This is a genomic window from Komagataeibacter swingsii (genome assembly GCF_003207895.1).
Taxonomy (GTDB): domain Bacteria; phylum Pseudomonadota; class Alphaproteobacteria; order Acetobacterales; family Acetobacteraceae; genus Komagataeibacter; species Komagataeibacter swingsii.
Map to the genome: position 1 here is coordinate 1 of NZ_NKUB01000048.1, position 11174 is coordinate 11174.

Below are 11174 nucleotides of genomic sequence, written 5' to 3' on the forward strand. Positions count from 1 at the left end.
CGGCTCAGTTTCCGGCTTAGCGCAACCCGCTCTTCGGCATCCACGCCGTGGAGCTGAAACACTTTTTTCGAGGTATCCATGCCGATACGGACCAACTGATGCATGGTGGTTTCCTTCACTGACATTCAACTGCTCAGCATCCTCTCAGGACCACAGGGAGCCGTCCACACCATCAGTTCTCAGTGAAAATCAACAGCATACTGTTTGATCGTCTTGCCCTGTAGCGCCGCCAGTGCTTTCAGGCTCTGGTGCTGCTGATCCGTCATATCAATGGTCAGTCGGCTCATGATATATCCCTCCCATGAAGCACAAACCCACATTAGCACATATGTGGGCGAGATGCGAGGAAAAGGCGGCAGCCGCCTTCATTCGAGACATTAAGAATACTGAGATGTAAACGGAAAAGTGGATTTTTGCCGTCTCGATTTCAGTTGGCGCTTACTCTACATGAAATTGTTCGGCGTTTCCTTTGCGAGCATCAATTCCAGAAAACGAAGAACTCTTTCCTCCTCGTCATCTGAAACTGAAATAAGCATCATTAGATGATGCTCCTGTCGCAATGACGGGAGCAGAACGATAGCGGGACGACAGGCAGGTCAGGTAGTGCTGAGTCTGCAGGCGCGGACGTTTCCTGAAGGGCAGGCCCAGCGACACCAGGACCGGACGGTGGCGCGACAGGTGCGCAGTATGTTCTCAGCCTTGCTGCGGTGCATATAAGCATCGGCTGCCTGACGGGCGATGACGAGACGGCCATCATGTTCGGGTACGGGCTGTGCCGAGACGACCGAAAACCATTGCGCGACGGCAGCGGCCGACTGGCCAATATCGTCTACAATATGCGCCGCTTTCTGTTTCTGGAGCGGATCAGCGCCGCCGCGTAGAAAACCAGCCTATAATGCTCCCCGTTCTGCCCTAGGCGCAGAGCGAAAGTCATTACCCAGAACCATCAATACTTGCTCGTTAAGCCCAAAATCAGGACATAATGCCTTCAATCAACGGTTCTTCGATCTCTCCACCTGATAGTATAACAGGACCGCTCCGGGTTCCGATAAGCGGACATCGTATGGCAAAAGACGTTCGGGACAGAGAGGGAAGCTGCCCCGATTTCTCTGCCCGCTCCGAAACAGATATTGTACCGCTCATTGCTGTCATCAACATCACGCTGGGGTAAGAAGATGGGATATTGCCTGAATAGGCTTCATCCCATGACCAAAACGCTCGATTGCCTCACGATCCTTCTCAAGCGCCCCATAAGGCAGATATCGGACTTTCAGGTCGGCAATCCTGCTGAAGGCCGGCCGCTTCAACTGTTCCCGCACATCGGCTTCCCGCTTGTCCGGCGCAACAAGGAACAGGCCCTCCAGGGCCTGCGCCTCTGACCCGAGAGCAAGATCCAGCATCCGCACGATACCGGAATAGATGGTCGTTGAATGCTCGACCTCAAAGGCGGCAACAATCCCGTGGCTGTCCCGATCCAGCCACAGGACATCGATCAGGCGCACGGATTCCGCTCCCTGCGTTTCTGTCGTGAACCCTGGCAACACCGACAGGCAGCCATCTCCCAATTTACCGTCCTGCCATGGACGACTGCGATCATTGGCTGCAATCCAGACATCATACCCCAGGGAAAGCCCCAGATCACGAAGCCAGCCCTGAATCTCGGTATGGGTATGATCCGTTTCCCGCTCCGCGGCGAGGATCCGGGCTTCTTTCGCGCTCTGCTCCCTTACCTGATGGAGATCGGCTTCCCAAAGCTTTCGCGCGGTTTCGTCATCCTCGAGAGGTGGCGCTGTATAGCGTCCGCTACCGAGGTCAAACAGCAGTCCTCCGATGGCGCCCAGATCATTGGAAAGCAGTGAACGATAGGTCGCATTCAGCTTCAGGATTCCCTGCCGCATGGCGAGATACTCTTCCCATCGCCCCAGTTTCACCTTCGATCCGGTCAGAGCGTTATAGCCCTTCACGATCGCCGTGTTGAACGGCGGCATGATTGTCGGATGCAGAAAATACAGCAGATTGGCGACGGCTGGTCCCAGTCCCTTTATCTTGCGAGCATCAATCGCATGAATGGCCGAAACCACGTGCTCTTCAGTATTGCAGCACAGACAGGTATCGAGAAGCTGACCGAACGCTTTCTGGTTGACGGGATTCTCGTAGATATCTGGAATTCGTAGCTTCGGCTTCCAAAGGAACGCATGATCTGCCCCCTTGAAAATCTGACGCTGCTCCGCAATCGAATGAACAACTGTTTCCAGTGAGGAGCCACGATAGGCGACCCCGAACGTACCAGCGGCAATCTCGGTGACAACCTGCTGCAGCCCCCTGCGGATGGAGCGAAAGTTCTTGATACGCTCGTCCCATAAAAACCAGCTCTGATAGGTCGCTGCCGGATCGTCCCGCCAGCGAAGAATGAGGTCTCGAATAAGGTCGGTCATCAGTCCAGAAGCTAAGATTACGTTCATTCCAGACACTGATTGTAACAGCGACGTAGGTCAATGCCTGCTGACGATCATGTAATCGCTGAATGTATGCTCTTTTGGGGGATCACCGGTATGCGGGCAACTGTCTCGACAAAGTGGTCGTTTCATTGTCTGTGCTGTGACATGGTTTCAATGCCTGTTCCATCGCAGTCTGAAATTCAGCCGCTTCCACCGGGGAAACACGCATGACGGATACCAGACAGGATGATCGGCAGATGATGGTGCCCAGAACCGTACATGATCCGGTCTGTGGCATGAGTGTGAATACTGTGACAGCAAAATTTCACACGCTGCATGATGGACACGATTATTATTTTTGTAGTGAACACTGCCAGCGGAAATTCGGGGCAGACCCCGCAGCTTTCGTGGCGGACGAGGCGTCCATTACCCATGACCAGTCCCTGGCAGGCCAGACGGCGTGGACCTGTCCGATGCACCCGGAAATCAGGGAAACGCATCCGGGAAAATGCCCTAAGTGCGGCATGGCGCTGGAACCTGCAGAGAAAACTGGTACTGCTCCGGCGATGCCAGAAATGGAACATGGTCAGAAATCGGGCAGCAATACCGGCCATGACCATCATACGTCCACGAACGAAATGCCCTCTCTTGCCGGAAACCACACAATCTGGACCTGTCCCATGCATCCGCAGATCCGGCAGGATCACTCCGGAGACTGCCCGCTCTGTGGCATGGCACTGGAGCCGGAGGATCCGACCGGGCACAATGAGGAAAATCCCGAACTCAGAGATTTTACGCGCCGCCTGATCGTGGCCGGGGTGCTTGCCATTCCGCTCATGCTCATCGCCATGGGAGGCGATGTCGGTCTGCATCTTGTGCCGCCTGTGCTGTCGCCATGGGTGCAACTCGCGCTCACGCTGCCTGCCGTCTGCTGGGCCGGGTTACCATTCTTTCAGCGCGGTCTCACCTCACTACGCACCGGCCATTTCAACATGTTTACCCTGATCATGTTCGGTGTGGGTGCGGCCTTTGGCTACAGCCTCGTGGCAACGATCTTTCCCGACGCCTTTCCCGTGACCTTCCGGATGCCTGACGGCAGCCTTCCGGTCTATTACGAGGCCGCGGGCGTGGTGGTGGCACTCGTGCTGGTTGGACAGGTGCTGGAACTGCGCGCTCGCGCCGCAACCGGCAACGCGATCCGCGCGCTATTGGATCTCACGCCGAAACAGGCGCATCGCATTGGCGCTGACGGCCAGGAAAACGATGTTGCGGTCGAAGATATCGCGACAGGCGACCGTCTCCGCATTCGGCCCGGTGAATCCGTCCCTGTCGATGGCAAGGTGCTGAACGGCGCGTCCAGTGTGGATGAAGCGATGATCACCGGCGAGCCTGCGCCCGTGGCGAAGAAACCGGGCGATGCGGTGACGGGTGGCACCATTAACGGCACTGGCAGCCTGGAAATCGAGGCACGGGCGGTCGGCAGCGACACCATGCTTGCCCGCATCGTGGCAATGGTTGCCACAGCACAGCATAGTCGTGCGCCGATCCAGAGCATCGCCGATCGCGTGTCGGACTGGTTCGTCCCGCTGGTGTTGGGTATATCCCTCGTGACTTTCGTCGTGTGGTATTTTGTCGGTCCCGCGCCGCGCTTCGGCCATGCCCTGCTCAATGCCATATCCGTTTTGATCATCGCCTGTCCCTGCGCGTTGGGACTGGCCACGCCGATGTCCATCATGGTTGGCACCGGGCGCGGCGCGCGTGAGGGCGTTCTGGTGCGCAATGCCGAGGCCCTGCAGGCACTGGACAAGGTGGACACCCTGGTGGTGGACAAGACCGGCACGCTCACGGAAGGACATCCCCGGCTGATCGCCCTCGACGTTGCGCCAGAGTGGCAGGAGGACGATGTGCTGCGCCTGGCGGCCTCAGTCGAAGCGCAGTCCCAGCATCCGCTGGCCCAGGCAGTGGTCCGGGCACTGAAGGAGCGCCATGGCACGCTGGTGCAGGTCAGCGATTTCGGCTCACAGCCCGGCCTAGGCGTCAGCGGCACGGCAGGCGGGCGTCAGGTAGTGATCGGCAATGCCGAAAGGCTCAAGCAGAGTGGGGCAGATCCCGCTCCGCTGGAGGCAGATGCAACGCGATATCGTCAGTCCGGCGCGGGGGTCATGTTTGTTGCGATAGACGGGAAAGTAGCGGGGACGATTGCCGTGGCCGATCCGCTGCGGGAAGACACGAAAGCTGCGTTAGCGGCGCTGCATGATGACGGGATGCGCATCGTCATGCTGACTGGTGATAACGAGACGACTGCAAGAGCTGTGGCACAGGCTGCCGGGAACATTGCAGAGGTACACGCCGGGCTGAAGCCCCACGACAAGGCCGATATCATCAGACAGTTGGAGAGTGTCGGCCGCCATGTGGCGATGACGGGAGACGGCGTGAACGACGCGCCGGCTCTCGCGGCGGCTTCCGTAGGTATCGCCATGGGAACAGGGACTGACGTCGCCATCGAGAGCGCAGGCATCACACTGGCCCATGGCAGCCTGGGTGCGCTGGTCCGCGCCCGAAAACTGGCGCACGCGATCATGCGCAATATCCGGCAGAACCTTGCCTTCTCGTTTCTGTTCAACGGGATCGGCATTCCGGTTGCGGCAGGCGTCCTCTACCCGGTATTCGGACTGTTGCTATCGCCGATGATCGCAGGTGCCGCCATGGCGCTGTCTTCCGTCACCGTCGTCACCAATGCGCTCAGGCTAGGGCGGATCAGTGATGGCGGGCATTCCGCTCGGGGTGCCAGAACCGGTAACCTTTTGTGAATATCCGTCCTTCTGACAGATCCCGGCCCATAAAAGAGAGCACCGGTTTTTCTTGACGCGAAACGCCAGAAAGGCCAGCGATCATACCATGGATACCATCAACCTGATCGCCCTGCTTCTCGTGCTTGCCGCTGCCTTTAGCATTCTCAATCACCACACGCTTCGCGTTCCCGTGACGATCGGCGTTCTGATCTTCTCGTTGCTGACTTCCCTGCTGGTCATGGTTCTGAACCTGCTGATCCCGGCCTATGATCTTCAGGCCCTGCCGCGGTCTGTGCTGGGGGTCATCAACCTACCCGCGGCGCTTCTGAATGGTGCGCTGTCACTTCTTCTCTTTGCCGGAGCCATGCAGGTTGATGTCGGACACCTGCGTGCGAAACTGATGTCCGTGACAGCCCTGTCCATTCTCGGGACTGTTCTGGCCGTGGCCTTTCTGGCGGGCGCGGCCTGGAGTGTTTTTCCGCTGTTGGGCCACGCTGTTCCCTTTACATGGTGCATCGTGCTCGGCGCCATTCTCGCGCCTACTGATCCGGTTTCGGTCGTGGGGATGTTAAAGCGCCTGGGGCTGCCGGGGCCGCTTCAGGCCATTTTCGCGGGCGAGAGCCTGTTCAATGACGGTGTCGGGGTCGTCATTTTCGGTGTGACGATCGGACTGGCGACCGGAGACAGTCAGGGCGTAGCCGCCTCCGGGATTGCCCTCAGCTTCTGCCGCGAGGCGCTTGGTGGCGGCCTGCTGGGCGCACTGACGGGGTGGATTGCGCTTCGTGTGCTCAAGGGGCAGCGGGATCCGCATATCGATCTGCTGACGTCACTGGCCCTGGCGACCGGAACCTTCAGCATTGCCAACCACCTTGGCATGTCAGGCGCGATTGCTGTCGTCGTGGCCGGATTGTGTTTCGGAACAAGCTATAGCCATTCCGTTTTCGATGAAGCGTCCCGCAAGGAACTCGATATCGCCTGGACCCTGATTGACGAAGTGCTGAATGTCCTGCTGTTCATGCTTATCGGCTTTGAAATACTGGAGATCACGCCGCATCTGTTTACGGTGCTGGCAACGCTTGCCGTGATCCCGCTGTCCATCGCCGTGCGGGCATTGAGCGTGCTGTTTTCCACCCTCCCGGTTCATCTCCGGCAATGGGAGCGTGGCCGTGTTCTGGGTATCCTGACCTGGGGCGGCCTGCGTGGCGGCATCTCGGTTTCGCTGGCGCTTGGACTGCCACCCGGTGAATTGCGCAATCTGCTGCTGCCTGTCTGTTACGGCGTGGTAGTGTTCACCATTATCGTGCAGGGATTGACCATGGAACGGGTCGCCCGCAGGCTCTATCCGTCATCCGCATCCCGGTCTGAATGATTCCTTATGAAACAGGTATTCCAAAAGGTGATAATTTCAGCGTCTTCCGGTTGCTGCCCTGAGCCTCAGCGCCTCGTAGATCGGTGTATCGCCGAGCGCTCCTGCCACTACCATTGCCGCGAAGCTTCCAGACAGAAGCGGCAATACAAGATCGGACGATCCGGTCATTTCCATGACGAGGATAATGCCCGTCAAGGGCGATCGAACGGATCCCGCAAACATGGAGGCCATGCCGACAATCACAAATGGCGTGGCCGCCAGCGCTGTATCCGGGCTCAGTATCTGCGCCACAAAGCTGCAGGCCAATCCGGACAGTGCCCCCAGGGCAAGCATGGGTGCAAATAGTCCTCCTGGTGTTGCGGCAGCATAGGAAATCGCACCGAAGATCAACCGGAAAACGAACAGGGCAGGGATAATACGCCAGCTTATCGTATTATTTATCGCTGCCTGGGTAATCCAGTCCCCTCCACCTGCCAGATGCGGATCAAGCCACACAACAAGTCCAGCCAGACCACCAATCAGAACGGCCCTGACGGGTATGCTGACAGGCAGACGGTCGGCAAGGCGCAGTGCCGCAAGAATTGTCCGGTTATATCCAACCGCCAGCAGACCGGTCATGAGACCGGTCATGACAAAGAATAGCTGCTTCGCGATCGCTTCAGGCAGGACCTGATGGAACACGATGAAATCAGGCTGGCCGCCCAGGATGCCACGACTGATCAGAATGGCTGAAATGGACGCCCCGAGTGCCGCACACACCATTCTGGCTTCAAACCGTCCCACCAGTTCTTCCAGGACAAAAACGGCACCTGCAGCAGGCGCATTGAAGGCCGTTGCAAGACCGGCTCCTGCGCCAGCGGCGAGGAGAGCGCGACAGTCCGCCTGCCCCAGAGAGAGCAGTCGTCCGATCGTATTGGCTGCCGCGGCACCCATCTGCACGCTTGGCCCTTCGCGTCCCAGGGCCAGTCCACTTCCAATCGCCAGCAGACCACCAATGAACTTGACCGGGATGAGCACCCATGGCGCTGGGACCGCGACGCCCGACAGCACGGCCTCGACATGGGGAATACCGCTGCCTGATGCCAGCGGCGCAAAACGGCGCACCATTTCCACTGCGACAAGGGCCGCCAGGGCAACCCCCACGACCAGAAAGCAACCCTCCCACGGAGAACCATGCAGAAACCGGAGAGCCAGATCCGTTCGCGCGGTTTCCAGCCCTTTAAGAAACAGGCGGAAGACCCCACAGATTGCACCGGTCGCAAGCCCGATCAGGATTGACGCTGATGCCAGGAAAACCAGACTGCAGGAACTCCCGGTCTGTTCCGGTGGTGGTTTCCGGTTCGGCACCTGCTGCAGCATCGTGTCTTCTTCCGTTGACTGACGGTTCTCTGGCTCGGAATACTGCATCTGCAACCCGGGTCCCGGTTCAGGAGGGATCAGTTTCCTGCCTTGAAAGTGTTTTTTCCTGACCTGCCTTCCGTTCCGTCTTCTCCATGAACCCCGCGGCGAGGGCGGAATAAAGCGGATGCGGGCAGACCGTGCGCGAGACCCCGAACGCCAGAAACGCAGTCGCGAGAAGCGCCAGCGTGACCTGCTGGTTATCGCATACTTCCATTACGATGATCGTCGCCGTGAGGGGGGACTGGGCAACGCCACAGAAATATGCCGCCATCCCAAGCAGAACGACCGCGCCTGGAGATGTATGGGGCAGGAACTGCTCGATCCATCCGCCCATTCCGGCGCCAATGGCAAGAGATGGTGCAAACATGCCCCCGGGTATCCCCGAACAGAAGGTGATGAGCATGGAAAGGTACTTCAGGAGAAAGAAGGACGCGGGATAATGGAGGCTGCCATCCACGATCCCCCGCGCCTGGAGATAGCCCGTACCATAGGTTGCACCATCGGATGCCAGTCCGATCAGGGCCAGAAGCAGACCGCATAGAGCAGCAAACCCGAGAGGGAAACGTGCTGCAAACGGACGAAGTGATCCAGGCAATCCTTTTGACAGCCTGATGACAAGGCGGGCAAAAAGGCCACCTGCCAGCCCACCGCTTACACCACACACCAGAACGGCCAACCATGCGACACCAACCGGGATGGAGGCACTGGTGCGACCGAAATAGGTATAATTCCCCAGCAGGGCAATCGCGGTGATCCCGGAAAAGATGATGACGGTCAGTGTCCGTCCTGACGATTTCTGTTCAAAGGAATGGGCGAGTTCCTCAATGGCGAATACAACTCCGGCCAGGGGCGTGTTGAAGGCCGCAGCCATGCCGGCGGCTCCGCCCGCCAGGATCATACCGTGTCGGGTGACGTCATTATGCTGACCCATGGCCCGCGAGAACGCATGCATGATGGACGCCCCGATCTGGACGCTGGGTCCTTCACGACCGATTGAGGCGCCGCAGATCAGACCGAGGCATGTCATCAGGATCTTGCCGAGCGCAATGCGCAATGTCAGAATTCGGTCCACCAGCATGAAATTATGCATATGCAATGTTGCAATTGTCTGGGGGATACCCGAGCCTTGGGCACCATTGAACAGCAGGCGCGTCAACCAGGTAATGGCGACGAGTCCAAGCGGTGCAATCAGAAGCATGGACCAGGCATTCAGGGCGACGATGTGGTAACGCAGATCGGCCGCCGCATCCCCCAGATGGGCAAAGATCACGGAAATAATCCCGATCAGCACAGCCCCCGAGCAATACATGAGTGTTCTTTGCCATTTCAGGGTCCTGACACGCGCCAGACGACGAAGCCGACGGGTTCGCCTGGCGCGATTTCGGCCCGGAACGGACTGGCAGTCAGCCTGATCTGCACCATGGTATGACAATGTCGGCAAAATGGTCACGGCAGAGAAGGTCCAGACTGTGAGACAGGAACGGGGCATATACCATTTTTTCTTACGCCCCCGCTCAGAACCCATACCGGGAAGCTACAGGAGATTCATCCTCAAAATCTACGGGACTGCTACGTAGATCATTCATACATCTGGTGAGTTCCGTCTGGCTTCATTATCCAGATTATCATGCCGTTCTGCCATGCCCTCGAGACCCTTGTCTGGCGACCGGGTCCGGTGTTTGCCATCCAGTTGGGGATGTGCGGGCGCACCGTATTGTAGTCTGCCCGCCAGTCAGCCAGAATCTGGCAGGCATGCATCAGGGACGTGAGCAACGTTTCGTTGAGACATTCATCCCTGAACCGGCCATATCTTACTTCTAACCTTCGATGAGCCCGGATTTCTCGCTGTCGAGTACTGCCATCTGTTTCGGATCGTAGCGTTCCCCGGCTGCGGCCCCTTTGGGAACAGCCTTCTCGATAGCAGCCAGATCGTCCGGCGTCAGCGCAAGATCAAGCGCCCCCAGCGCCTCGGAGAGCCGATCGCGCCGGCGGGCTCCTACAAGTGGTACAATATCGTCACCCTGTGCCGCCACCCAGGCAATTGCCAGCTGGGCCACGCTTGCGTCTTTGGTGGCTGCAATTCCGCGCAATGTCTCCACGAGAGCCAGATTACGCTCGACATTGCCTTCCTGAAAGCGGGGGCTACGAACCCGAAAGTCCCCTGGCCCCTTTGCCCCTTGCCAGTGCCCGCTGATCAGACCACGCGCGAGCACGCCATACGCTGTTATGCCGATGCCGAGTTCACGACAGACAGGAAGAATTTTGTCCTCGATGCCACGTGAAATCAGCGAATATTCAATCTGAAGATCGCTGATCGGATGGACGGAAGCCGCGCGCCGGATGGTTTCCGGGCCAACTTCCGAAAGACCGATATGCCGGACATAACCGGCCTGAACCATCTCGGCGATGGCGCCAATCGTCTCTTCAACAGGCACTGCCGGGTCCAGCCGTGCAGGCCGGTAGATATCGACATGATCAAGCCCGAGCCGTTGCAGGGTATAGGCCAGGAAGTTCTTCATGGCGGCAGGCCGTGCGTCGTAGGAACCCCAGTTGCCACCCGGGTCGCGCATCGCACCAAATTTGACGCTGACGAGGAATCTGTCGCGAGGAATATCCCTGATCGCCTCACCGATCAGCATCTCGTTATGGCCCATGCCATAGAAATCGCCGGTGTCGAGAAGCGTGATCCCAGCGTCCAGCGCGACATGGATGGTAGCGATGCTTTCTTTCCGATCAGCCGGACCATACATGCCGGACATGCTCATGCACCCAAGACCGATTTCGGATACCTGAGGGCCACTCTTGCCAAGTTGCCGCAATTTCATATTTGAGAAAAATCCCTGTTTCCTGAAGCAGAACCCTACCACACAGGCTATATTTCGATAACCTCTCTTCCGTTTGGCTTTTTCGTCCTTTGGAACACACGAATGTTTCGTTTGATGGAACAAATGGACAGGCGATAGTCGCCTCATGCAGACATTGGGGAATCAGAAAGGGATTTCTCTTCTGTGGTTGCCGTCCGTTATGCAAGAGTTTTCTGACCCATATTGACGTGTGATCGTGTGCGGTCTTCTGTAAGGCCTGTTGATGTGGCCTTTCAGAAGCCACTGGCCAGTATGGTGATCAGCGGATCAGATCCAAATCTCACAGGCGTGCTTTAAAGCACAGAGAAAT

Annotated in this window: 8 protein-coding genes and 2 pseudogenes; 3 read left to right on the plus strand and 7 right to left on the minus strand. The window is 58.0% G+C overall.

All coding sequences use genetic code 11. The features are described from left to right. Window positions 1-104 (minus strand): annotated as a pseudogene (locus tag CFR76_RS18570) (IS110 family transposase); the annotation flags it as partial. 75 nt (window positions 105-179) lie between these two features. Then, the gene (locus tag CFR76_RS16455; RefSeq protein WP_242407819.1) at window positions 180-287 is read right to left on the minus strand and encodes a hypothetical protein; all 108 of its coding nucleotides are present in this window, start codon (window positions 285-287) and stop codon (window positions 180-182) included. 420 nt (window positions 288-707) lie between these two features. Here CFR76_RS16455 and CFR76_RS18295 point away from each other — a divergent pair, with 420 nt between their 5' ends. Next, entirely contained in the window at window positions 708-881 is a 174-nt protein-coding gene (locus tag CFR76_RS18295; RefSeq protein WP_174520980.1) for a hypothetical protein, read from the plus strand. 276 nt (window positions 882-1157) lie between these two features. Here the strand turns inward: CFR76_RS18295 and CFR76_RS16465 are convergent, their stop codons facing one another. Next, the gene (locus CFR76_RS16465; RefSeq protein ID WP_025440044.1) at window positions 1158-2435 is read right to left on the minus strand and encodes a hypothetical protein; all 1278 of its coding nucleotides are present in this window, start codon (window positions 2433-2435) and stop codon (window positions 1158-1160) included. Window positions 2436-2665: 230 nt separating this feature from the next. On the opposite strand from CFR76_RS16465, the gene CFR76_RS16470 reads away from it, so the two are divergent. After that, on the plus strand, window positions 2666-5248 hold the full coding sequence (locus CFR76_RS16470; protein WP_041250527.1) for a heavy metal translocating P-type ATPase: 2583 nt from the start codon (window positions 2666-2668) through the stop codon (window positions 5246-5248). Window positions 5249-5336: 88 nt separating this feature from the next. Next, window positions 5337-6599 (plus strand): cation:proton antiporter, encoded by a 1263-nt coding sequence (locus tag CFR76_RS16475; RefSeq protein WP_025440042.1) that lies wholly within the window; start codon window positions 5337-5339, stop codon window positions 6597-6599. A 36-nt stretch (window positions 6600-6635) separates the two neighbouring features. Here CFR76_RS16475 and CFR76_RS16480 read toward each other — a convergent pair whose 3' ends face one another. The 4 genes and pseudogenes from CFR76_RS16480 to CFR76_RS16495 all read right to left on the minus strand — a co-directional run bounded on the left by CFR76_RS16480 (window position 6636) and on the right by CFR76_RS16495 (window position 10825). Next, window positions 6636-8006 (minus strand): ClC family H(+)/Cl(-) exchange transporter, encoded by a 1371-nt coding sequence (locus CFR76_RS16480; protein ID WP_081749563.1) that lies wholly within the window; start codon window positions 8004-8006, stop codon window positions 6636-6638. A 19-nt stretch (window positions 8007-8025) separates the two neighbouring features. Continuing rightward, window positions 8026-9309 (minus strand): chloride channel protein, encoded by a 1284-nt coding sequence (locus CFR76_RS16485; RefSeq protein WP_025440040.1) that lies wholly within the window; start codon window positions 9307-9309, stop codon window positions 8026-8028. Window positions 9310-9698: 389 nt separating this feature from the next. Beyond that, window positions 9699-9806: pseudogene (locus tag CFR76_RS18575) on the minus strand (integrase core domain-containing protein); the annotation flags it as partial. An 11-nt stretch (window positions 9807-9817) separates the two neighbouring features. Beyond that, window positions 9818-10825, minus strand: coding sequence for an aldo/keto reductase (locus CFR76_RS16495; RefSeq protein WP_025440038.1), 1008 nt, complete (start codon window positions 10823-10825; stop codon window positions 9818-9820). Window positions 10826-11174 lie beyond the last annotated feature (349 nt).

Coding starts and splice junctions, on each gene's coding strand:
- CFR76_RS16455 (WP_242407819.1), bottom strand. CDS start 287: ATGAGCCGACTGACCATTGATATGACGGATCAGCAGCACCAGAGCCTG.
- CFR76_RS16465 (WP_025440044.1), bottom strand. CDS start 2,435: ATGACCGACCTTATTCGAGACCTCATTCTTCGCTGGCGGGACGATCCG.
- CFR76_RS16470 (WP_041250527.1), top strand. CDS start 2,666: ATGACGGATACCAGACAGGATGATCGGCAGATGATGGTGCCCAGAACC.
- CFR76_RS16475 (WP_025440042.1), top strand. CDS start 5,337: ATGGATACCATCAACCTGATCGCCCTGCTTCTCGTGCTTGCCGCTGCC.
- CFR76_RS16480 (WP_081749563.1), bottom strand. CDS start 8,006: ATGCAGTATTCCGAGCCAGAGAACCGTCAGTCAACGGAAGAAGACACG.
- CFR76_RS16485 (WP_025440040.1), bottom strand. CDS start 9,309: ATGTATTGCTCGGGGGCTGTGCTGATCGGGATTATTTCCGTGATCTTT.
- CFR76_RS16495 (WP_025440038.1), bottom strand. CDS start 10,825: ATGAAATTGCGGCAACTTGGCAAGAGTGGCCCTCAGGTATCCGAAATC.